Here is a 23144-nt window from a genome sequence, read left to right as displayed (position 1 = left end):
GGCGATGGTGCACATCGACGCGCTTCGGCTCTAATTGGCTGGCACGCCCCAGCCGGAGGCCGCGTGCCCCATGGCGCTGGACGTGGTTCAGGACAGGAGCTCGATGTACCCGTCCGTTCCATGCACGCGGATCCGCTGCCCATCTCGGATTCGCTGGGTGGCGTGTTCGACGCCCACGACGGCTGGCAGGCCGTACTCCCGCGCGATCACCGCGCCATGGGTCATCAGGCCCCCCACCTCCGTCACCAGGCCCTTGATTGCGACGAACAGGGGCGTCCAGCTGGGGTCCGTATAGGCGGTGACCAGGATGTCGCCCGCTTCGAGATTGGCCTCCGCCATGTCCAGGATGACGCGGGCCCGGCCCTCGACTGTTCCGGCGGACACCGGTAGGCCGACCAGCGCGCCCGCCGGCACATCGTCGCGTCGGTATGCCCCGGCGATGACCTCGCCATCCGACGTGAGCACGCGGGGCGGCGTGAGCGCTTGATACGACCTGAAGGCGTCCTTGCGCTGGCGGACGAGCGAATCATCCACCTGGTTCGTGCGCACGACGTCGTGGATCTCCTGGAACGTGAGAAAGAAGATGTCTTCCTTCTCGCGAAGCACGCGGGCCTGCACGAGGCGCTCGGCTTCTTCCATCAAGGCCTGCTTGTAGACGAAGTAGCGGCTGACCATGCCGTACTTCGGATACTCCCGGTACCCGATGAAGGTCCGGACCCGGTCGATCATCCTCTTGGTCTCTTCTGCCTTCCGCTCCCCGTCCGGCAATGCCCGCAAGCGCTCCAGCAGCTCCTGTTCCTTCTTCCAGGCTTCCTGCCGGCCTTGCTCGAAGCGCCGCTTGCCGGCGCCCGGCTCGAAGTTCTTGATGTTGCCGAGGATGAGGGGCACGAGCGTACTGGGGCGTTCGCTCCAACGCGGCTTCGTGATGTCAATCTCGCCGACGCAGCGCATGCCGTACTTGTCGAGGTAGGCCTGGATGGCGTCCCGCGCTTCACGCCCGCCCGGGAGCGTGGCCAGCGCGTCCAGGAAGCCCTCGTCGTCGATGTGCTGCAGAAACGCCACCACCTCCGGATGCGGACGGATCACATCCGCGACGTCCAGGAGCGCCAGTCCCATCTCCGACGTGACGTTGTGGGGCACGGACTGCGTGAGTGTGTCGGCCGCGTTCTTCTCGCCCAGCCACGACTGCAGCTGCTCGTTGAGCCACCAGGTGGCCTCGATCGCAGCCATGATGACCTGAAGGCTCCGCGGATCGAACAAGAGCCGCTTCAGTTCCTGGATGTCCGCCAGGATGAAATCGAGCAGCGCTGAACCGGACTTCGTCCGGATGTCGCGCTTCAGGGCGGCGATGGAGTTCTGGCTGTGTCGGATAAGCTCGGCGACGATGGCCGGATCGGTCTCGATTGGGGCTGGCGCGCCACCCGCCGGTGCTCCGCCGGGCCCCTCGTCCGGGAGCGACCGGATGAAGTCGCCGCGCTCGAGGATGGCCTGTAGCGCGTCCCTGATCAGCGGATCGGATTTCCCCAGGCCCTCCACGAGGCCTGGGCGGATCGCAGGCGAAGCCAGGCCCCGGGTGACGTCGACGAACAGCCTCCCGCCAGCCTCGTACATGGGCCGGCCCGCTGTCAGCTGGAACAGGGAGATCCCCAGGGGCTTCATGGCATCGGTCATCATCTGTTGATGACCGACGGACACGTAGACGTGGTTCTCCGGGTCGCCAGCCGCGGGGATGGGGAACAGCGTGGTGATCGGCCGGCTCTGGACGAACTGGAAGTCCCCGTCGACCAGGCACCATTCGATGTCCTGGGGGCAGCCGAAGTGCGCTTCGATCCGCCGGCCCAACTGTGCGAGGCGCACGACCTGCGCATCCGTGAGCGCTGGCTGCCCCTGCCGCTCCGGCTCGATCGCCTGTTCCTGCGTCCCGCCTGCTGGTGAGGCGTGGATGGCAAGCTGCTTGGTGGCGATCGCCCTGGAGACGACCTCGCCGTCCCGTACCTTGTAGACGTCCGCGTTCACCAGGCCGGAGACCAGGGCCTCGCCGAGGCCGAAGCTGGCCTCCACGGAGGCGACCTTCCGGTTGGAGGTGACGGGGTCGGCCGTGAACAGGATACCGGCCGCCTGCGGGATGACCATCTGCTGCACGACCACTGCCATGCGGACCTTCCGGTGGTCGAAGCCGTTCCGCAGGCGGTACGTCACCGCCCGCTCGGTGAAGAGTGAGGCCCAGCAGCGGCTGACGTGCTGGAGGATCGCCGCCGGGCCCACGACGTTCAGATACGTATCCTGCTGGCCCGCGAAGGAGGCCGTCGGCAAGTCCTCCGCCGTCGCGCTGGAGCGGACGGCGTAGGCGGCTTGAGCGCCGAGCTGGGAGAGCGAGCGGGTGATTGCCGCCGCCACCTCGTCGGGGATGGCGATGCCTTCGAGGATCCGGCGGACCTCCTCGCTGAGCGCGCGGATCGCCTCCCGGTCGTCCGGTTTCAGGCGCGACAGCCGTTCAATCCGGTCGTCGAGCAACGGTGCCTCATCCATGATCCGCTGGAAGGCGTCTGTCGTCACGCAAAAGCCAGCCGGCACGCGGATGCCTTCGATCCGTGAAAGCGCCCCCAGGTGCGCGCCCTTGCCGCCAACGACCGCGACCTGCGTCTGGTCGATCTCCTGGAAACCCAGCACGTAGCAGTCCATCCGCGCACCTCACTTGAGCGAAAGGGCGCCACCTTATTCCTGGCCGCGGACGAAATGCACAGACTCTTGCGTCGTACGTACGCCGCGTGCTCAGCCGGATGGAGACGCGTGACGCGCGCCCAGTTCACCTGGGCGGAACCCTGGAGGCTGTTGATGTGCGCCTCCTCCTGGCTGAAGGCCTTGGCATACCGAGGCCATTGAGGTTGAGGTTCAATCGGGGCGTAGACTCCAGGGGGCCGGAGTGCACATGGGCGTGATCCGGGAGCCCGCACCGGCCCCGGTGGCCAACGCCCGGCGCGGGCGTGTCGGCCTGGACGCTGACGTGTCAATGGGCAGGTCTGTCGTGTCAATCCATGGGTTGGCGAGACGCGAGCTTGTCGTCGCGACGCAGGCTTGACGTGTCAGTGTTCGTTGTTGATGTGTTGGATCGTGGGTGGATGTGTCTGGATTTGTATCTCCAGGTGTATTGTTTGAATTGGCCTTTGTGTATGCTGTCGTGCCCCCAACAAGGAGCCTTATGTCTGGACCTTTGTGTCGAGATGCCTCATGTCCTCCCCCGGCATTCCCGCGTGGCTCCGTGCTCGTGGTCGCGCTCGCTCTCCTGTCGTCCTGTGCGGCGCCCGTCGAGCGCGGTCCTGCCAGGCCTGGCACCACTTTGTTCGTCGGGAAGATCCTCACGATGGACGAGAAGGGGACGGTTGCTGGCGCCGTGCTGGTCGACAACCGTGGCCAGATTCTGAAGGTTGGCACCGAGAGCGAGGTGCGGAAGGGCCTGGATTCCCAGGTAGAAACCATCCAGCTCGCGCCCGGGCAGGTCTTGATGCCGGGCTTCTTCGACCCGCATCTGCACTTCCTGCCCACGCTCGTTCAGAGCGTGTTGGGCACCCACGACCTGTCGCCCTGTCTGCCTCCCCCGTATGCGTTGGACCCGTCCGCGGACTGCAAGTCCCGGAGCGAGGTCCTGAGCGCGCTCGCCTCGATGAAGTTGGAGGACACGCGCACCGTCGGGAGCGACGCCTTCGTCCTGGGCATGAACCTGGATCCATCGAGGCAGGGGTTCGATAACGCCCAGGGGTGCGGGAAGGGCGGGCCTTCGAGCTTCATGGCGCAGCCGAAGTTCTATCTCGACGCCTGTGTGACCCAGGACCGTCCGGTGCTCATCCTGGACCAGTCGGGCCACCTGGCCTACGTGAACCAGAAGGCCTTCGAGGCCGTCTGTCCGAACCATGACGTCAAGGGCTGCAAGCCGCCCGCCTCTGTCGGGGAGGGCGGTGGCGAGTGGACCACGGATGAGCAAGGAAACTTCACGGGGCTGCTCCGGGAGTCGGCCGCTTTCGCACCGTTCCTGGCGGTGTTGCAGAAGAACCTGCCCATGGCCTTGATGCACTCCGACCCGGTCAAGCTCGCGGAGCAGGGGAGCGCGGATATCGAGCGCGCCATTCGGGCGATGCGAGACGCAGGCGTCACCACCATCGCGGATGGTGGACTCCAGAGCGTGTCGCAGATCAACGCCGTGAAGCGATTCACCGAGCTGCCCGGGTTCCCCCTCCGAATCACGGGCGTCGTGGTCGCTGATGCGGCGAAGGCGGCGAGCCTCCAGCCGACGGCGCCCGCCTGCGAGCCGAAGCCTGGGAATGACTGTGCGTTGCCGAAGTGGCTGGGGGCTGGTGGCATCAAGATCTGGGTCGATGGCTCGACGCAGGGCTGCACCGCGAAGCTCGAGGCGCCCTATCACTACCTGGAGGGCGGGCACTGCTCCGGTGAAGGAGAGGGTCGGGCGGACTACGACAGCGCGCAGGCCATCGTCGACACGCTGTCGCCGCTCTGGGACCAGGGGGTGTGGCGGTTCCAGCTCCACGCCAACGGCAACGGGGCGAACACCTGGGCGCTCGATGCGTTGTCGCGGCTCCAGCAGTCGAAGGAGAGCCCCCATCGGGTTCTCCTCATCCACAACACGGTGGGTCGGCCCGCGCTTGCCAGGCGCATTGGTGACCTGCGCAAGGGCGCGGGCGTCATGGATGGGCGGCCGGTGCCGGCGCTCGACATCCAGGTGACGCACCTCATCGGACATGTGGCGTATTGGGGGGACGCCTTCGTGAAGATGCTGGGCGAGGAGGCCGCGAGCGATATCGATCCCATCGCCTATGACCGTGAGAATGGAATCCCGTTCTCGCTCCACAGCGACTCGATGGTGACCCCGACGCGCCCACTCTGGTACGTGGAGCAGGCCGTGACGCGGCGCACCTGGTCCTATCCGGACTTCCAGAAGTCATACGTCCTGGGCGCGAAGCATGTGGCGACTGTCGAGGAGGCGCTGCGCGCGATCACGATAGAGCCCGCGCGTCACCACGAGCTCGACACGCTGCTCGGCAGCATCGAGCCCGGCAAGGCGGCTGACTTCGTCGTGCTGGGCGCCAATCCGCTCGATTTCGACCCGGCCAGGGGAGGCGACCCGTCGAAGATCAGCCAGATTCCGGTGATTCAGACGTACCTGAACGGGCGGGCCACCGGCAGCCCTCACTGAGCGGCCGAGGTGGCCCCGCGGGGCTCGAGAACCGGGCGCGACGGCTACTCGGTAATCTCGCGGATGACGCGGCACGGGTTCCCGGCCGCGAACACGCCGTCAGGGACGTCCCGGGTCACGACGCTGCCAGCGCCGATGACGGCGCGCGAGCCGATCCGAACGCCCGGGAGGATGATCGCCCCGCCTCCCACCCAGACATCCGCGCCGATGGTGACGGGCTTCCCGAACTCCTCCTTCCGCCGCAGCTCCGCGTTGAACGGGTGCATGGGCGTGTAGATCTGCACCCCGGGCCCGAAGAGCGTGTAGTCGCCGATGCTCACCTTGCACACGTCGAGCACGACGCAGTTGAAGTTGAAGAACACACGTTCGCCCAGCTCGATGTTCGAGCCGTAGTCACAGAAGAAGGGGGGCTGCATCCACACCGTGTCGCCGCCCGCGCCGAAGAGCTCCCGGAGGATGCGCCGCCGCTCGTCCTGCTCACCCTCGCGCGTCGCGTTGAGCGTCTGGCAGAGGTCCCGCGCGCGAACGCGTGCGGCCACCAACTCCGCGTCAAACGGGTCGTACAGCTCCCCGTCCAGCATCTTCTGGCGCTCACGCTTCATGGGTGCTCCTCCTTCATGGGGGCTCATGGGTAGGGAGGGGCGGCCCAGCGCCCCCTCGCGGCCGTGGCACCCGCCGTGGGGAAAGGACTTGTGGCAGCGAGTCCTCTAGACGGACCTGACGCGCGAGGAGACGTGAACGAGCGCGCCACGCGGTTTTGTGTAGGGAACGCGACGGTTGAGCGCCGCGTCCGCCTGGCCACCCGGGAGCGTCGGGTCAGCCGCGGCGCTCCCGTCGGCCGGGCTCACGCGCGTGAGCGGGCAATGACGCCAGGCGTGACGCCGAGGATGCGGCGCATGCACCGCGCCATGTGGCTTTGATGGGAGAAGCCCGCCTCCAGGGCGACCTCACCCGTGGACAGCTCTCCCCTGAGCAGGAGTGTGCGAGCCCGCTCCACACGCCGCTGCACCACGTACTCATGGACGGGCAGCCCCATGGAGCGCCTGAACAGCGTCTTGAAGTGTGACGCACTGAGCCCCACCACGCGGGACAGGCGCTCCAGCGACAGGGACTCGTCCAGGTGGGCCTCCACGTACTCGATGATGCGCTGGCGCTGGGCCGCGGACAGCCCGCCCTTCGCCTCCACCTGCGTCCGGTAGCTGGCCAGCAGGCGGGCCGCGAGCGCCAGTCCCAGGCTCTCCCGGTACAGCAGGCCGTTGGGTGTGTTCGCGCGGGAGTCTGCCTCCAGCGCCCAGGCAATGTGCTCGATCTGCGCGTCGCGGAAGTGGTCGCGAGGCTCCAGTCCCACGCGGTCCGGGTCCAGGCCCATGTCCTCCGCCGCCAGCCTGAGGAGCGATGGGGGAATGCGCAGCTCCACGGCGGTGCTTGCGCCGTCCTCCATCCAGAAGTCCGAAGCGCCGGCGGGCATCAGGTGGAGGTCCCCTCGCGTCTTCAGGGCGCGCGTGTGGGTGGAAGGGCAGGCCACCTGCACGGGCGGGCCCGCGTGGAGGGTGACGACGTGGTCCGCGCCGGCGACGTGGTGGATGTCGCCCGCGAACGTCTCGCGGCGTGTCACGCCCAGGCTGATTCGAGGACGCAGTGGCACATGCTCGCTCATGGCTTCCGAGTATAGGAGGCACCATCCATTCATGCTCCCGAATCATCCGAGCGTGCGCGACGCGCGCGATGGGCGTCGGTATTCATCGCGCACCCTCGACATGGGGACGTCAGCGAAGGCGCTGCCCGAACATGGTGGCCGCGTCCGGCGCTGATTCGTCCCCTCAGGAGACATGAACATGCAGACGCAGATCACGGTTGTTGGCGCGGGCCGCATGGGTTCCGCACTGGTCAAGGCGTTCCTCGAGCAGGGGTATCCCACGACGGTGTGGAACCGCACGCCCGCGAAGTGCGCACCGCTGGCCGCACAGGGAGCGCGCATCGCGACGAGCGTGAAGGATGCGGTCGCCGCCGCTGAAGTGGTGGTGGTGAACGTGACGGACTACGACATCAGCGACCAGTTGCTACGACCCGACGAGGTGACGCAGGCGCTGCGCGGGAAGTTGCTCGTGCAGCTCACCTCCGGCTCGCCGGCGCTGGCGCGAGAGCAGGCGCAGTGGGCGAGCCAGCACGGCATCGCCTACCTGGATGGCGCCATCATGGGGACGCCGAACTTCATCGGCCAGCCGGAAGGCACTCTGCTGTACGCCGGGCCGACCTCGCTGTTCGAACGGTACAAGCCCGTCCTCCTCGCGCTCGGCGGTAACACGCAGCATGTGAGCGAGGACGTGGGCCATGCGTCCACGCTGGACAGCGCGCTGCTCTTCAAGATGTGGGGCTCGTTGTTCGGCGTCCTCCAGGCGGTGGCCATCGCCCGGGCGGAGAAACTCTCGTTCGAGACGCTGAGGACGTACATCCTGGCAACGGTCCCCGTCGTTGACGGCGCCGAACGCGACCTCATGGCCCGCATCATCGACGACCGCCTGAACGGTGACGAGGCGACCCTCGCGTCCCTGGAGGTCCACCACATCGCGTTCAAGCACCTGCTGGACCTGTGCGAGGAGAGCAACATCGACCGGAGCATTCCCGACGCCATGGAGGTGTTCTTCCAGAAGGCGTTGAAGTCGGGGCACGCACCGGACGACTTCGCGGTGCTCTCTCGCTTCCTGCGTTGAACGGAGCACGGGGCGCTGAAGCACAGCTCGGAAGCACCCTGCTGGTGACGCGCTTCCGAGCCACGGGGCCCGGCTTGGCGTGACAGGTCCCAGGCGGCCCGCCAATCAGCGAAGCCTTTGGGGACTCAGCACGGATGGTTACTCTTCTGCACGACCGCCAATCTCGGGGAATCGTTCATATGCTCGACGGAGCTCGGCCAGATGGGCTGGGTCGTCCAGATTGAGCGGTGCCTCTGTGAGTCTCACGACCCATCCGCCCGACAACGTGCGCCGCGCCCGGGAGAGCAGGGCCTTGTCCCGGGGCGGGTCTGGGAACCCGATGGCCTGAGCGGCAGCGGCAGACCAGTAGTTCAGCCAGCCCAGGCGATGCGGAATCGCGGGCGAGCGGATTTTCTCTGGGAGTTTGAGTGCCGGTAGCCCTCGTGGCGGAACCCCTGGCTTGTGCACCGGATCGATTGTCTGCCGTGCGATTTCCAGCCCCGCGCTGAAGGGGGTCGCATGGCCCCAGAATGCCTGGGCGCCATGGGCCACGCATTCCAGCACGTTCTCCGCGGCCGCAATCACGGCATCGTCCAGCGGCAGCTCGGCGTGGACGTCCAGTAACGGTTGAGCACCCGGGGCTTGATGCGCTGGGGTTTGCATTCCGTAAATCGTTACGGGGTGGCTTTCGTCGCCGTTGCACACCAAAGGAAACTTCCCCTTCTGAGTTCCTGCAGTCAGCCATGCGTCGCGTTGCGGCAATGCGACGGGCTGACCCTCCTTGGAAACCTTCCACGCCAGACGCAAGCCGACCAGCGCCCGCTCCATCCCTTGGATGATGGCGAGCGAGCGGCTGTCGTTGTCCGCGAGCGCGGGCGCGTAGACGATGATGCCGAGGGTTTTACGTCGGGTCATCGCGTGCACCCCGTGACGACGATATTGAGCTCGGGCGCCTGGAACTCCAGCGCTTCTTGATGCGCTTCGGTGCTCACTCCCACGACGAACCCATACCCACAGGACGCAGCGATGCCGCGCTCTTCTCGTAGTTCCTCCACTTGATTTTCGATCACCTGCTGCTGGAGGAACGGACTGTATGTGTCAAATTGGTCGGTCTTGATTTCCCACAACACGCGCACACCGACTTGTAGCGCGTCGAAATGTTTGCCGGCAACGAATACGTCCATCCCTGGATAGCGGTTGGGTGGGAAGCTGTCAGCGCACGTGTCATGGGCTTCGTCGCCACCTCGGTGAGGCACTGGGACCGGTTCGCAGCGCTGGCTGCGTACCCGGTCCGGTGGATCGGTCGGCACTGGGGGGAGCCAGTCTTGGCCTGAGGGCTTGGGCTCAAGTCTCCGTTTCGAAGCGTGGGCCGGTGGAATGGGCTTCGTCTGGAGCGCGGGCTCTGCTTCATATGCATCCAGTGCTTCTTTGATGGCGACTCCCACTACCACTGCGCCAACGACAATGATTGCGCCCACGGCGATCTCGGGCGCAGCCAAGACGCAGAGTCCGATTCCGACGGCAGCCGCGCCGGCCGAGGCAACGGCGCACCGTCCCGTCAGATCGTGGAACCGGACTCGGACGTGGTCGAGCGCTCGAAAGCACCGCTCCGCCAGCACCGGCCAAGGCTGGGCAGCTTCACGGACGACGCACCGCCCCTCATCCCGCCATGGCAGCGTTGCTGCTCGCTGAAGGTTGGCGAGCCATGGGTCTCGGGGCATGCGCTCCCTTGGGCTTGGTGCCGACGTTGCGCATGCTCCGAGGAAGAGCAGGAGCGCGGCGCAGGCGCGGGGCCGCATGGTCACGTCCTTTCGGTCAAGCCAGTGAGCTGCCCGACAGGGACGGCCCGCGCTGGAGTATGCCAGCCTGCCTTGCTGGACGGGATACCCGGTACATGTGGGTGTGAGACGGCCTGGGTGTCGTTCATGGCACATTCGTCGCCGAGCCACTCCCGGCTTGCGCCGATCGTGACCATGAGTGGGGCCATGAAGCTGCTGCCAGTCTGCATGGGTCTCGTGGTGTTGGGATGTTCAGCGCGCGGGGCGGGTGAGCGGCCCGGCACGGCGGCCGCCACGTCCGTGGCGGGCCGCGAGGTGCTCGTCTTCGAGGGCATGTGTGACGCCTCCGGCGCGGTGGCGCTCGGGGGCAACCTGTTCGTGGTGGGCGACGACGAGGACAACATCCTCCGCGTCTATGACGCCCGTCGGGGCGGCCCGCCGGTGCAGAGCGTGGACCTGTCCCCGGACCTGGAGCTCCCGCGCGCGAAGAAGAAGCCCCCCGAGGCGGACATCGAGGCCGCCACAGGGCTGGCCGGACGCTCCTTCTGGCTGACGTCCCACGGCCGCAACAGCTCCGGGAAGAAGGCGCCCAGCCGCCTGCGCTTCTTCGCCACCGAGGAGTCGGAGGCCGGGCCCCGGCTGGTGGGGCGGCCCTACACGCAGCTGCTGGATGACATGCTCGCGGATCCACAGCTCGCTCGCTTCGCGCTGGACGGCGCCGAGGCCAAGGCGCCCAAGGCCCCCGGTGGGCTGAACATCGAGGGCATGACGGCGATGCCGGACGGGCGCTCCATCCTCGTGGGCTTCCGCAGCCCGGTGCCCGAAGGCAAGGCGCTGCTGGTGCCCATCCACAACCCGGTGGCGCTGGTGGAGGAGGGGGCCCGGGCGGCGCTGGGGGCACCGGTGCAACTGGACCTGGGCGGCATGGGCGTGCGCTCGCTGTCGTGGTGGCGCGGGCGCTACCTCATCATCAGCGGCGGCACGGCGAGCGAGGCCACCTCGCGCCTCTTCACCTGGCGCGGCGGCTCGGACGCGCCGGTGGCCGTGGACGCGGTGAACCTGGCGGGCCTCAACCCGGAGGCCTTCTTCACCCCCGAGGAGGAGGACGAGATTCTCCTCCTCAGCGACGACGGCACGGCGCAGGTGGACGGCGTCGCGTGCAAGAAGCTGAAGGACGCGTCGCGCAAGCGCTTCCGGGGCGTCTGGGTCCGGCTGCCGCCGTCGCCGTGAGGCCGCGGATGCGTGGGAGCCTCGCGCTTGGAGTAGGCTGCGGGGCCCTATGCAGCTGGCCATTCCGCACGCTCCCCGGCAGGTCCAACTGAAGCAGGTCCCCGGCGCCGTGGGGCGCCTGGTGCGGGGCGCGCTCCTGGGCCTGCTGGCCGTGGCGGTCCTGGGCGCGGGCGCGGGCTGGGCCGGGCGCTACTTCGTGGAGGAGCAGGGCTTCGCCTCCCGGGCCTCCGAAGTGGAAGGCCTGGTCGTGGCCTCCCGCCTGCCGCCCCCGGAGGACCGGGATGGCGGAGAGGGGACGCTGGAGGTCCTCTATACGTTCGACACCGTGGAGCACTCCGTGTCCGGCGTGCGGACCTTCGCCGAGTACGCCGAGGGCCTGGGGCGGGGCGCCCGGGTGACGCTGCTGGTGGACCCCGCCATGCCGGACCGGCCCCGGGAGGCCGGCTTCGCCCGCTCCCGGGCGCTGCGGGTGGGGCTGCTACCCTGGGGCATCGGCCTGGGCGTGCTGGTGGCGGTGGGACTCTTCGTCTGGGAGCTGCGGCGGCTGTGGCGCTCGGAGGTGGAGCCCCTGCGGCTGGGGGCGCTGGTGTGGCTGACACCGGACGGGCCGCTGCCCGAGTCCCGAGGCGAGGTGTCCTTTCCCGCCCACTATTTCCGGCAGGACGTGAAACACGAGGTTCGGGCCCGGGTGCGGCCGGGCCGGGCGCCGGTGCGCAACGGGGAGAAGGTGCTGGCGGCGGTGGTGCCCCGGCAGCCGGGCTGGGCGCGCGTCATCGACCAGGACCTCGCGGGTGTCCTGGGGTGGCTCCGCTGAGACGGATGGTGGGGGCCGAAAATTTGCCGGGGGGGTGGGGCTGTGTGACACACGCCTGTAGCTCGCACCCACCCGGAGGAACCCCATGCACTCGCGCCTCGTCATCGTGCTGCCCGTGCTGCTGCTGCTCGTCCCGAGCGGGGTCGGGGCCGCCCGGCGCGATGAGGCCGAGGAGGCCTACCAGGGCGCGCGCAAGGTCTACTACGCGCTGAAGGACGACGCCGCCCGGCGCAAGCTGCGCCACCACTGGCTCAACGTGGCCGCTCGCTTCGAGTCCGTGGCCGCGCGCTTCCCCAAGTCGGACCGGGCGCCGGACGCGCTCTTCACGGCGGCCGAGCTGCTCCAGGAGCTCAGCCGCATCTCCTTCGTGGAGGACGACCTCAAGGCCTCCATCACGGACTACACCAAGCTGGTGGAGGGCTACCCGAAGCACCGGCTGTCGGACGACGGCGCGCTGGCGCTCGCGAAGATTCACGTCCACCGGCTGGACCAGCCGGACGCCGCCCGCCGCATCCTCACGCAGACGCTGGCCGTCAACGGCAAGGGCGACAAGGCGCGGGAGATGCGGGAGCTGCTGGCCTCGCTGCCCGCGCCCAAGGCGCCGCCCCCTGCGCCGCGCAAGGCCGCGCCCGCCGTGGCGAAGGCGCCTGCGTCCAGCAGCGCTGGCAAGGGCTCCGCCCAGGACGAGGCGAAGGGCGAGGCTTCTGGCCACGGAAAGGCCGCCACCGCGTCGAGCGACTCCAGTTCCAAGGGCTCCAAGGCCACGGCCGCGGCGGACAAGGCCACCGCGTCGAACGACTCCGGCGCTGGCGGCTCGAGCGCCGCGACGGCCTCCAGCAAGGGCTCCGCACCGGGCGAGGCGGGCGCGTCGGACTCGGCCACCGCGTCGAGCGCTGCTTCGTCCCCGGGCAAGGGCGCCACGTCCGGCGACGCCACGGCCGTGGCGGACGCGGCCTCCCCCGACGTTCAGGCCGCGCCCCCCGCGGAGCGCCCGGCGTCCTCGCTGGTGGCGGCCATCGAGAAGATCTCGCGGGAGCCGTCGCGGGAGAAGAACCTGGACGCGGTGGTGGCGGCGGCCATGGCCTCGAAGCCCGCGTCCGCCGAGGCGAAGGCGCCGGCCGCGGCCGAGCCGCCGAAGCCCATCACCCGGCCCGTGGACGACAAGGTGGCGCAGGCCCGGCTGAAGGCCGTGGCGAAGCAGTCGCGCAGCATGGAGCTCACGCTGGTCGAGCAGCTCGGCCTGAAGGTCCGGCGCGTCATCATCGACCCGGGCCACGGCGGCCATGACACGGGCGCCATCGGCAAGGGGGGCACGCGCGAGAAGGACGTGGCGCTGTCCATCTCCCTCAAGCTGGCGGAGGAGCTGCGAGAGAAGGGCCTGGAGGTGGTGCTCACCCGCGATGACGACCGGTTCATCCGCCTGGAGGACCGCGCGAAGTTCGCCAACGCGGAGCACGGCGACCTGTTCATCTCCATCCACTGCAACGCGGCGGAGAAGCGCACGCTGCGCGGCATCGAGACGTACACGCTCAACACGTCCGCGGACCGCTACTCCATCCGCCTGGCCGCGCGGGAGAACGCGTCGTCGGAGAAGGGCATCAGCGACCTCCAGTTCATCCTGGCGGACCTGGCGACAAAGGCAAACACCGAGGAGTCCTCCCGGCTCGCGAACCTCGTGCAGCGCAACCTCGTGTCGGAGCTGTCCAGCAAGTACAAGAACGTCCGCGACCTGGGCCACAAAGAGGCGCTGTTCTATGTGTTGCTGGGCGTGAAGATGCCGGCCATCCTGGTGGAGACGTCGTTCCTCTCGAACCCAGACGAAGAGGCCCGTCTCAAGTCCAAGGTCTATCAGTCGCAGGTCGCCAAGGCGATTGCCCAGGGCGTCGAGGAGTTCCTCGGCGACCGTCGCCGCGTGGCGAAGGTGGACTGAAGCGCGCGTCGCGTGCTCGTCCGCCTGCTCCGCAACGAGGGACTTGCTGGGCAGTTCACTTCCATTCGGCGATGGCGCGCGCGTGTCATCGGCACGACGCCGGTGGACACGTTCGTGCCTGGCGTCTCCCGGGTGGGAATATTCCTTCCCTGGCCGGGGAACGGATTTGTCCCCGCTGGGTAGCCGCCGTCACAGGAAGCCGCGTGCCAGCGGACCGGGGCGGGCCACGAAGCCTGTCCGTCCCTCCCTGAAGGGCTCCCTCCAGGGTCATGTGTGCGTCCCGTTGTAAAAGCAAACAATATACAAATTTCAGGCATGGCCTGGCGGCGTTTGCAAGGCATTGGTGCGACATGCGCTGAAGGGAGGGGTGCTCCGGGCCGCTCGAGGCGCGGCGAGCCGGTTGCAATGCCCCGTCGCGAGCCGGAATTCACCGGCCGCTCGATGGAGCAAGCACCTCAATGAACGCAATCAAGACCGCCGTCGCCGCCGTCACCGCCGCCGCGTCCCTCGCCACCTTCTCGGCCGAGGCTGCCACCGCCACCGCCAACCTGAACGTCACCGCCAACGTCGGTGGCTCCTGCAGCATCGGCTCTGGCGGCGGCGGCGGCACGCTCAACTTCGGCACCTACGACCCCATCGTCGTCAACTCCGCGCTGGGCGTCGACCTGTTCGGCACGGGCGCGCTGAGCGTGCAGTGCACCCTGCTCGGCACCGCGGTCATCACCCTGGGCCAGGGCCTGCACCCGGCCGCGGGCTCGACGGACGCGGCGCCGCTGCGCCGGATGCGCAACACGGCCTCGGCGGATTACCTCGCCTACAACCTGTACCAGGACATCACCCGGCTCATCGTGTGGGGCAACACCGCCGGCACGGGCCTCCCGTTCCTCGGCACCGGCCTGCCCGTGCCCGTGCTGGTGTACGGCACGGTCCCGCGCGGCCAGAACGTTCCGTCCGGCACCTACAACGACACCGTCGTCGCCACCATCACGTTCTGATTCGGAGGGCGATAACACATGCGTAACCGTCTTCTGTCCTGGACTGGCGGCCTGATGTTCACGGCTGCCCTGGAATGGACCTCCATGGGAACGGCGAGCGCCGCGGAGCTCGACGTCAGCCCGGTCCGGCTCGAGTTGGATTCAGGCACCCGTGGCGTGGTGATGAACGTGAGGAACAAGGGTACCGAGACCACACGCTTCCAAGCCTCTGTCTATTCCTGGGTCCAGGACGAAGAAGGGCGCATGTCGCTCGCGCCGACGCAGGACCTGTTCTTCTTCCCCTCCTTGTTGACGTTGGAGCCCGGGGAGTCCCGCCCCATCCGGGTGGGCAGCTCCTCGGCTCCACAGGAGACCGAACGCTCCTTCCGTATCGTCGTGGAGGAGCTTCCCCCGCTTCAGCCCACGACCCAGGCCACTGGGTTGAATGTCCTGACCCGAGTATCGATTCCCGTTTTCGTCGCGCCCAAGAAGAAGACCATTCAAGGCCAGATCGAAGAAGCCGTGCTGCGCGAGTCGAAGTTCCACGTCCGGGTGAAGAACCCGGGCACGGTGAACTTCTTCATCCGGAACCTGCGGGTCCGGGGGCTCGACGAGAAGGGCAAGCGGCTGGTCGAACAGGAGGAGCCTGGCTGGTACGTGCTGGCGGGCGACTCGCAGGTCTACGCCATGGACGTCGCTGGCAAGACCTGCCGGAAGGTCCGCACGGTGGAAGTCGAGATGGAGACCGACCAGGGCGTGCTCCGTCAGACCTCTCCGGTGACCACTCCCTCGCCCTGCGCTCGCTGATGGCGTGTCATGGACCCGGCCCGCCTCGTGGTACCCCGTGCGCCCGTGCGCACGGCACTGGCCTTGTTACTCTCGCTGGGGTCCATGCCGGCGCTCGCGCAGGGCCCGGCGGCCCCCCTGTCCGCGCCGCCGATGCCCATCGTCGCGGACTTCACGCTGAACGGCGTCCCGCGTGGCGCCACCTTCCCCATGCTCCGGGACGGAGACGTGCTGCTGCCCGCGGCCGTGCTCGAGTCCCATGGCGTGGACCTGGTGGCGCTCGGGGGCCGCCAGGAGGTCATCGAAGGAAAGACATACATCTCCGCTCAATCCCTGGCGCCGCTCGGGCGGTGCCACCTGGACGAGCAGACCGTGAGCCTCAGCTGCGAGCTGCCTGCGTCCGCATTCACCCAGACGCGCATCAACCTGGGACCGCAAATGCCTGCCGACTATGCCGTCCGTGGCGGCGCCAGCGGCTTCTTCAACTACGCGGCGCACGCCCGCAACACCACGTTGACCTTCTTTGGTGAGGCTGGCGCGTCGGTGGGGCGGGGCCTGCTGACGACGCAGGCGCGATGGCGGCCGGGCTCGGCCCCCCTGCGGGGCCTCACCCAGCTGACGCTGGACTTCCCTAGACAGATGGTGCGCGCCATCGCCGGTGAGTCCACGGGCTTTGGCGGCGTGCTGGGCGGCGGCGCGGTGGTGGCCGGCTTCCACCTCATGCGCTCCTTCGAGATGAATCCATACTTCGTCCGCAACCCCATGCAGGACTACGCGGGCGACGTGAGCACGCCCTCCACCTTGGAGGTCTACGTCAACAACCACCTGGTGCGGCGCACCGAGCTGCCGCCGGGCCCGTTCCGCCTGGAGAACCTCACGGTGCCCCGGGGCGAGGGCAACACGCGGTATGTCATCCGGGATGCCTTTGGCCGCGCCAGCGAGGTGAACACGTCGTACTACCTCAGCGGGCAGCAGCTCTCTCCGGGCGTGGCGGACTACCGGCTCTCCGCGGGCATCGAGCGAGAGAATGCCAACCTCTACAACTTCGACTTCGGCCGTCCGCTGCTCCTGGGCACCTTCCGCATGGGGGCCACGCCGTGGCTGACGCCGGGGGTGCGGCTGGAGCTGGCCCCCGACATGGTCAGCACCGGCGCGCTGCAGCTCTTCCAGCTGCCCTTCGGCGAGCTGGAGCTGTCCCAGGCCATCAGCCGCAGCAAGCGGCGCACGGGCCTCGCGGCCGGCATCGTCTACTCGCTCCAGCGCCGCTGGGTGGGCGGCTCCGTGTTCGGCCGGGGCATGAACACGTCCTATACCCACACCAGCCTCGAGCTGGATGACGACCACCCCACGGTGGAGACGGGCGGGTCGCTCTTCATCGCCCTGGGGCAGAACGTCAGCGTGGGCGGCCAGGCGATATTGTCGCGCTACGAGCGCGCCGGGTGGACGACGTGGCTGGGGGCCACCACCTCCGCGCGGTTGACGGACTGGTCGACGGTGTCCTTCTCCGCCAGCCGGAGCCGCTCCGAGCTCGGTCAGTCCGCCCTGGAGGGCATGGCGTACCTGAACATCATCTTCGATTCCCGCACCACGGGCACGCTGGGGCACTCGCAGGGCCTGCGAGGCGAGGAGGGCACCACGTCGGTGGACATCTCCCGCTCGGTGCCCATGGAGGGCGGCCTGGGCTACCAGGTTCAGGGCCGGTTGGGAGCGGTGGACCAGGCCATGGCGCGCGCGGACTACGAATTCAACGTGGGGCGTGTCTCGGCGGGCGCGGAGTGGTTCGAGGGTCGGATGGCGGCCACGGGCGAGGTGGCCGGCGGCCTGGTCCTGATTGGTGGGCGCGTGCGCCCCACCCGCGCGGTGGACCAGGGCTATGCGCTGGTCCGGGTGAAGGGCGTGGAGGGCGTGGGCGTGCGGCTGAACAACCACGTCATCGGCCGCACCGATGCCAACGGCGAGCTGGTGGTGACGCGGCTCCAGTCCTACAACACCAACCGCCTCTCGCTGTCGGACCACGAGGTGCCGCTGGATGTCTACATCCCGTCCACCGAGCAGGTGGTGGCCACGTACCCGCGCGGCGGCGTGGTGCTGGACTTCAAGACACAGACGGTGCGCGCGTATCGCGGCAAGGTGACCATCGCGTCCGCGGAGGACACGCGCTGGCTGTCCTACGGCGAGATTCGCGTGGAGAAGGACGGGGAGAAGTGGAGCTCGCCCATCGGCTGGAACGGCGAGTTCGAGCTGGTGGGCCTGCCAGAGGGCCGTGTGCCAGCCTCAGTCGTCTACCCCAAGGGCCGCTGTACGACCTCGCTGGACGTTCCATCCGTCGAGGGCAGGGTCATCGACCTGGGAACCGTGAGGTGTGTCCATGACGAGGCGAAGTAGGGCGACGCGGGCGGCGGCGCTCGTGGTGGCGGGAGTGTGTGGGCTCCTCCCAGGGCTGGCGGGCGCCGTCTGCCAGATACGCAACTCGGTGGGGGTGAGCTTCGGTACCTACCTCACCACGGACCTGATGCCCCGGGACTCGGCGGGCAGCATCACCTACCGGTGCGAGGGGCAGATCACCCCCGTCACCATCGACATCAGCACTGGAGGCTCGGGGACCTATGCCTCGCGCAGCATGGCGGGGCCGGGGGCCCAGCGCCTGCAGTACAACCTGTACCTGGACGCGACGCGGCAGCTCATCTGGGGCAACGGCGCGTCGGGCACGGGGCGCTACGGGCCCGTGATTCCGGTGTTCGGCGAGGAAGTGACGGTGCCCATCTACGGGCGCATCCCGGCGCAGCAGGCCATCCCCGCGGGGGCCTACTCGGACACGCTGGTGATGACGGTGACCTTCTGACGGTCACCGTCACCTCCATCGCGCCTACTGGAGCACGGCCAGCAGGTCGCCGCCCTGGACGGCGGCCTTGAGCGCCGGGACGACTTCCGCCACGGCGCCCGCGCGCGGCGCTCGCACCACCGTCTCCATCTTCATCGCCTCCAGGGTGACGAGCGGGGCGCCCGCCTCCACGGGGTCTCCCGCCTTGACGTGCAGGGCGATGACGGTGCCCGGCATGCTCGCGGCCACGTGGTTCGGGTTGGCGCGGTCCGCCTGGCGGCGGGACTCCACGGCGGCGGCCCGGCTGCGATCTCTCACCAGCACGGTGCGGTTGTGGCCATTGAGGGCGAAGTAGACGGTGCGCACGCCTTCCTCGTCGGGCTCGCCCACCGCGGACAGGCTGATGACCAGTGTCTTGCCCGGCTCGAGGTCCACCCAGATCTCCTGGCCCACCTCCATCCCATAGAAGTAGTTCGGCGTGTCGAGGATGGAGACGTCCTCGTAGCGGGCCAGGTCCTCCAGGTAGCCGGCCATGACGCGCGGGTAGAGCGCGCTGGAGATGGCGTCCACGCGGGTGAGCGCATGGCCCGTCTTCTCGGACAGCTCTCGCTGGAGCGCGTCCAGGTCCAGCGGCGGTATGCTCGCGGAGGGGCGGCCCTCCACGCGGGGCAGGCCCTTGAGCACCGCGGCGCGGAGGTCCTCCGGGAAGCCGTTGGGCGGCTGGCCCAGCTCGCCCCGGAAGTAGCCCACCACGCTGGAGGGGAAGTCCAGGCGCGGCGCCTCCTCGATGAGCTTCTCGCGGGTGCGCGCCGCTGCTTCCGCCAGCGTGGAGGCGCGCACGGTGAGGTCGTTCTTGAGCAGGAAGATGGCGAAGTCGCCCACCATCTTCGAGGAAGGCGTCACCTTGGGGATGTCACCCACCAGCACGTTGACCAGCGCGAAGGCGTCCTTCACGTCGTTCCACCGGCTCAAGAGCCCCATCTCCGCCACCTGCGGCCGGAGGTTGGAGTACTGGCCGCCGGGAATCTCGTGGTAGTACACCTCGCTGGTGGTGCTCTTGAGGCCGCTCTCGAAGGGGGCGTAGTACTCGCGCACGTCCTCCCAGTAGTTGGCCAGCGGCTGGAGCCGCGCGTTGGCCAGGCCCGTCTCGCGCGGGTGGCCGCGCAGGGCGCTGACCAGCGCGTTGAGGCTGGGCTGGCTCGTCAGGCCCGCCATGCTGCCCAGCGCCACGTCCACCACGTGCACGCCGTGCTCAATGGCCTCCAGGTAGCTGGCGATGCCGTTGCCGGACGTGTCGTGCATGTGCAGGTGGATGGGCAGCCGCGTCACCTCGCGCAGCCGCCGCACCAGCATGGCCGCGGCGCGCGGGCGCAGCAGGCCCGCCATGTCCTTGATGCAGAGGAAGTGCGCGCCGGTGTCCTCGATGCGACGCGCCAGGTCCGCGTAATAGTCCAGCGTGAACTTCGTGCGCTTGGGGTTGGCGACATCACCCGTGTAGCAGATGGCCACCTCCGCCACCTTGCCCGTCTTCAGCACACGGCGGATGGAGACCTCCATGCTGCCCAGGTCATTGAGGCTGTCGAAGATGCGGAACACGTCCACACCGGCCTCGGCCGCCTCGTCGATGAAGGCCTCCACCACGTTGTCCGGGTAGCTTGTGTAGCCCACCGCGTTGGCGCCGCGCAGGAGCATCTGCTGGAGCAGGTTGGGCGCGGCGGCCTTGAGCGCGCGCAGGCGGGCCCAGGGGTCCTCGTTGAGGAAGCGGTAGGCGGTGTCGAAGGTGGCGCCGCCCCAGCTCTCCAGGCTGAACAGCTCCGAGGCGAGGTGCGCGGTGGCCGGCGCCACGCGGAGGATGTCGCGGGTGCGCATGCGCGTGGCCAGGTGGGACTGGTGCGCGTCCCGCATGGTGGTGTCCGTCAGCAGCACGCGCTTCTGGGCCAGCACCCAGTCGGCCAGCCCGCGCGGGCCCTTCTCCGCGAGAATCTGCGCGGTGCCCCGGGGCACGGGGCCGGGCGGCGTCACCGGCAGGCGCGGCTCCAGGAACTGCGTGGGGCTGAGCCGCTGCGGCTTCTTGATGGTGGGGTGGCCGTTGACGGTGACGTCGCCCAGGTACTGGAGCAGCTTGGTGGCGCGGTCGCGGCGGGGCTCCAGGTGGAACAGCTCGGGCGTCTCGTCGATGAAGCGGGTGTACGTCTCGCCCTGCTGGAAGGCGGGGTGCGCCAGCACGTTCTCCAGGAAGGGCAGGTTCGTCTTCACGCCGCGGATGCGGAACTCGCGCAGGGCGCGCTGGCCCTTCATCACCGCACCCTGGAAGGTGGGCGCGTAGGCGATGACCTTCACCAGCATGGAGTCGTAGTAGGGCGAGATGACGGCGTTGGTGTAGCCGTTGGAGCCGTCCAGGCGGATGCCGAAGCCGGTGGCCGCGCGCCAGGCGGTGATGATGCCCGCGTCCGGCATGAACTGGTTGGCCGGGTCCTCGGTGGTGACGCGCAGCTGCACCGCGTAGCCACGGGGCACCACGTCCTCCTGCCGGGCAATGCCCACCTCCGGCGCGTCCAGCCGGTAGCCCTCCGCGATGCGAATCTGGCTCTGCACCAGGTCCACGCCCGTCACCTGCTCGGTGACGGTGTGCTCCACCTGGAGCCGGGCGTTGCACTCGATGAAGTAGAAGGCGTCGTGGGCCACCAGGAACTCGGCGGTGCCCGCGCTGGAGTAGCCCGCCTTCCGGGCCAGCCGCACCGCCGCGTCGCAGAGGGCCTCCTTCACTGCCGGCGCCAGGTTGGGGGCGGGGGCAATCTCGATGACCTTCTGGTGGCGCCGCTGCACCGAGCAGTCGCGCTCGTGCAGGTGGACGATGTTGCCGTGGAGGTCGCCCAGCAGCTGCACCTCGATGTGCCGCACGCGCTCCAGGAAGCGCTCCAGGAACACCGCCGACGAGCCGAAGGCGCTCTTCGCCTCCGAGCGCGCGGAGGCCAGCGCGTCCTCCAGCGCCTTCGCCTCGCGCACCACGCGCATGCCGCGCCCGCCGCCGCCATGCGCCGCCTTCACCAGGATGGGGCCGCCGTGTGTCGAGAAGAAGTCGCGGGCCTGGGCCAGCACCTGCGCGTCGTCGCCCTCCAGCGTCACGCCGGGGACCACCGGCACGCCCACCGCCTCCGCCAGCCGCTTGGCGGCGACCTTGTCGCCCATGGTGCGGACCACGTCGGAGCGGGGGCCGATGAAGCGGATGCCGCGCCGCTCACAGGCCTCCGCGAAGGCGGCGTTCTCCGACAGGAAGCCGTAGCCGGGGTGGATGGCGTCCACGCCGGCCTTCTGGGCCACGTCGAGGATTTCCTCGATGCCCAGGTACGCCTCGACCGGGCGCTTGCCTCGGCCCACGAGGTAGGCCTCATCGGCCTTGTGGCGGTGCTCGTGGGTGCGGTCCTCGTCGCTGTAGATGGCGACGGTGCGGATGCCCAGCTCGTTACAGGCGCGGAAGACGCGGATGGCAATCTCACCGCGGTTGGCGCAGAGGACCTTCTGGATGGGACGGTGCGTCACATGTTCCATGTGCGCGCAGTACGCATCCCACGGGCCGCGGAGCAACGGCCCGCGGCCCGAACGTCCGATTCAGGGCGCGGCGCGACCGGCGCGCCGCGAGATGCGTCAGGTGCTGGACTGCGAGACCTGGGGGGCGGTCTCCGGGCCGTTCGCCGTCTCCTCGTAGTCCAGGTCGCGGTGGAACGTCTCCTCGATGCGGGTGAGGGCCAGCAGCGCCAGACCGAAGCAGATGCTGCCGACGATGAGCGCCGCCGTGGACACGGACAGCTCGCCCTTGAGGTAGGCGAAGCCGCTGGCCGCGAGCGCCGCGGAGCCACGCACGAAGTTGGGGACGGTGGTGGCCACCGTGCCGCGGATGTTGGTGCCGAACTGCTCGGCGGCCATGGTCACCAGCACCGCCCAGTAGCCCACGGTGATGCCAATCAGGAAGCTCAGGCCATACACCATGGCGCTGGTGAGCCCCGGCGTCAGGCCGTAGACGAGCATCAGCAGGAAGCCCGCGATGAGGTTGATGGCCACCGCGCGCTTGCGGCTCTTGAGCCACTGGCTGAAGACGCCGGCGAGCAGGTCGCCCAGCGTCAGGCCGATGGAGCCGTAGAGGATGGCGTTGCCGGCCGTCACCGTGCCCTGGACGTTGAGGCCGGCGGTGAGCTCGGGGGCGAAGGTGAAGAGGATGCCCGTGGTGAAGTAGATGGGCACGCCGATGAGGATGCAGCAGATGTACTTGAGGAACCGGCCGCCGGTGAGCAGCAGCAGCGGGTTGGCGCGCGCCGGGTCCGTCTTCTTCGAGAACAGCTCCGACTCGGAGACCTTGAAGCGGGCGAAGAGCAGCGCGATGCCCATGACGCCGCCGGTGATGTAGGCCGTCTTCCAGCTCAGGTGCTGGCCGACGAAGGCCGCGGCGACGATGCCCAGCATGCCCAGCGTGGCGACGATGGTGGTGCCCAGGCCGCGCTTCTCCTTGGGCAGCGACTCGGCGACCAGGGTGATGGCCGCGCCCAGCTCGCCCGCGAGGCCCACGCCGCCCAGGAAGCGGAAGACGGCGTAGCTGGTGACGTCCCAGGCGAAGGCGTTGGCCAGGTTGGCGAACGAGTAGAGCAGGATGGAGCCGAACATCACCGAGAGGCGCCCGCGCTTGTCCGCGAGCACGCCCCACAGCAGGCCGCCCACCATCATGCCCACCATCTGCGCGTTGTAGATGAGCAGGCCGCTCTGGAGGATCTCGGCCGGGTCCGTGATGCCGATGTCCTTGAGCGACGCGACACGCACCACACCGAACAACGTGATGTCGAAGAGGTCGACGAAGTAGCCGAGCCCGGCCACCAGCACGGTCAGGTTGAGGACCGAGCGGAGCTCTCTCAGGAATTTCATGCGG

Annotated in this window: 16 protein-coding genes; 9 read left to right on the top strand and 7 right to left on the bottom strand. The window is 68.7% G+C overall.

The features are described 5' to 3' along the window. Positions 1–87: 87 nt before the first annotated feature. Positions 88–2682 (bottom strand): rifamycin-inactivating phosphotransferase, encoded by a 2595-nt coding sequence (gene rph, locus VZL07_RS35165; protein WP_426752312.1) that lies wholly within the window; start codon positions 2680–2682, stop codon positions 88–90. A 517-nt stretch (positions 2683–3199) separates the two neighbouring features. Here rph and VZL07_RS35160 point away from each other — a divergent pair. Continuing rightward, entirely contained in the window at positions 3200–5206 is a 2007-nt protein-coding gene (locus VZL07_RS35160) for an amidohydrolase (RefSeq protein WP_426752311.1), read from the top strand. 44 nt (positions 5207–5250) lie between these two features. Here the strand turns inward: VZL07_RS35160 and VZL07_RS35155 are convergent, their stop codons facing one another. Continuing rightward, positions 5251–5808 (bottom strand): sugar O-acetyltransferase, encoded by a 558-nt coding sequence (locus tag VZL07_RS35155; RefSeq protein ID WP_426752310.1) that lies wholly within the window; start codon positions 5806–5808, stop codon positions 5251–5253. 242 nt (positions 5809–6050) lie between these two features. Next, complete coding sequence (locus VZL07_RS35150; protein ID WP_426752309.1) at positions 6051–6863, bottom strand: helix-turn-helix domain-containing protein; 813 nt, start codon at positions 6861–6863, stop codon at positions 6051–6053. 178 nt (positions 6864–7041) lie between these two features. On the opposite strand from VZL07_RS35150, the gene VZL07_RS35145 reads away from it, so the two are divergent. Beyond that, positions 7042–7917 carry an NAD(P)-dependent oxidoreductase gene (locus VZL07_RS35145; RefSeq protein WP_426752308.1) on the top strand — a complete coding sequence of 292 codons (876 nt, stop codon included), beginning with the start codon at positions 7042–7044 and terminating at the stop codon, positions 7915–7917. A gap of 138 nt (positions 7918–8055) precedes the next feature. Here the strand turns inward: VZL07_RS35145 and VZL07_RS35140 are convergent, their stop codons facing one another. Both VZL07_RS35140 and VZL07_RS35135 read right to left on the bottom strand, forming a co-directional pair. Next, positions 8056–8811 carry a DUF5953 family protein gene (locus VZL07_RS35140; RefSeq protein WP_426752307.1) on the bottom strand — a complete coding sequence of 252 codons (756 nt, stop codon included), beginning with the start codon at positions 8809–8811 and terminating at the stop codon, positions 8056–8058. Beyond that, positions 8808–9695: a DUF6310 domain-containing protein gene (locus tag VZL07_RS35135; RefSeq protein WP_426752306.1), complete on the bottom strand. Its 888-nt coding sequence runs from the start codon at positions 9693–9695 to the stop codon at positions 8808–8810. Before VZL07_RS35135 ends, VZL07_RS35140 begins: the two co-directional genes overlap by 4 nt. A 186-nt stretch (positions 9696–9881) precedes the next feature. Here VZL07_RS35135 and VZL07_RS35130 point away from each other — a divergent pair, with 186 nt between their 5' ends. The 7 genes from VZL07_RS35130 (at position 9882) to VZL07_RS35100 (ending at position 18250) form a co-directional block, all read left to right on the top strand. Further along, positions 9882–10904, top strand: coding sequence for a DUF3616 domain-containing protein (locus tag VZL07_RS35130; protein ID WP_426752305.1), 1023 nt, complete (start codon positions 9882–9884; stop codon positions 10902–10904). A gap of 49 nt (positions 10905–10953) precedes the next feature. After that, the gene (locus VZL07_RS35125; RefSeq protein ID WP_426752304.1) at positions 10954–11718 is read left to right on the top strand and encodes a DUF3592 domain-containing protein; all 765 of its coding nucleotides are present in this window, start codon (positions 10954–10956) and stop codon (positions 11716–11718) included. A gap of 85 nt (positions 11719–11803) precedes the next feature. After that, on the top strand, positions 11804–13648 hold the full coding sequence (locus VZL07_RS35120) for an N-acetylmuramoyl-L-alanine amidase (RefSeq protein WP_426752303.1): 1845 nt from the start codon (positions 11804–11806) through the stop codon (positions 13646–13648). A 458-nt stretch (positions 13649–14106) separates the two neighbouring features. Continuing rightward, on the top strand, positions 14107–14643 hold the full coding sequence (gene pru, locus VZL07_RS35115) for a fruiting body development fimbrial-like coat protein PRU (RefSeq protein WP_426752302.1): 537 nt from the start codon (positions 14107–14109) through the stop codon (positions 14641–14643). A gap of 84 nt (positions 14644–14727) precedes the next feature. Beyond that, positions 14728–15429, top strand: a complete 702-nt coding sequence (locus VZL07_RS35110) for a fimbrial biogenesis chaperone (protein WP_426752301.1) — start codon at positions 14728–14730, stop codon at positions 15427–15429. A 9-nt stretch (positions 15430–15438) separates the two neighbouring features. Beyond that, positions 15439–17793, top strand: a complete 2355-nt coding sequence (locus VZL07_RS35105) for a fimbria/pilus outer membrane usher protein (protein ID WP_426752300.1) — start codon at positions 15439–15441, stop codon at positions 17791–17793. Further along, entirely contained in the window at positions 17777–18250 is a 474-nt protein-coding gene (locus VZL07_RS35100) for a Csu type fimbrial protein (RefSeq protein WP_426752299.1), read from the top strand. The genes VZL07_RS35105 and VZL07_RS35100 overlap by 17 nt, the downstream gene beginning before the upstream one ends. A 24-nt stretch (positions 18251–18274) precedes the next feature. On the opposite strand, the gene VZL07_RS35095 is transcribed toward VZL07_RS35100, so the two are convergent. Next, positions 18275–21778 carry a pyruvate carboxylase gene (locus VZL07_RS35095; protein ID WP_426752298.1) on the bottom strand — a complete coding sequence of 1168 codons (3504 nt, stop codon included), beginning with the start codon at positions 21776–21778 and terminating at the stop codon, positions 18275–18277. 96 nt (positions 21779–21874) lie between these two features. Next, positions 21875–23140 carry an MFS transporter gene (locus VZL07_RS35090; RefSeq protein ID WP_426752297.1) on the bottom strand — a complete coding sequence of 422 codons (1266 nt, stop codon included), beginning with the start codon at positions 23138–23140 and terminating at the stop codon, positions 21875–21877. Positions 23141–23144 lie beyond the last annotated feature (4 nt).

It is taken from the genome of Pseudomyxococcus flavus (genome assembly GCF_050038885.1).
GTDB classification, from domain to species: domain Bacteria; phylum Myxococcota; class Myxococcia; order Myxococcales; family Myxococcaceae; genus Myxococcus; species Myxococcus flavus.
The sequence above is the reverse complement of the archived record's forward strand: the minus strand, read 5'-3'. Positions and strand labels throughout refer to the sequence as shown.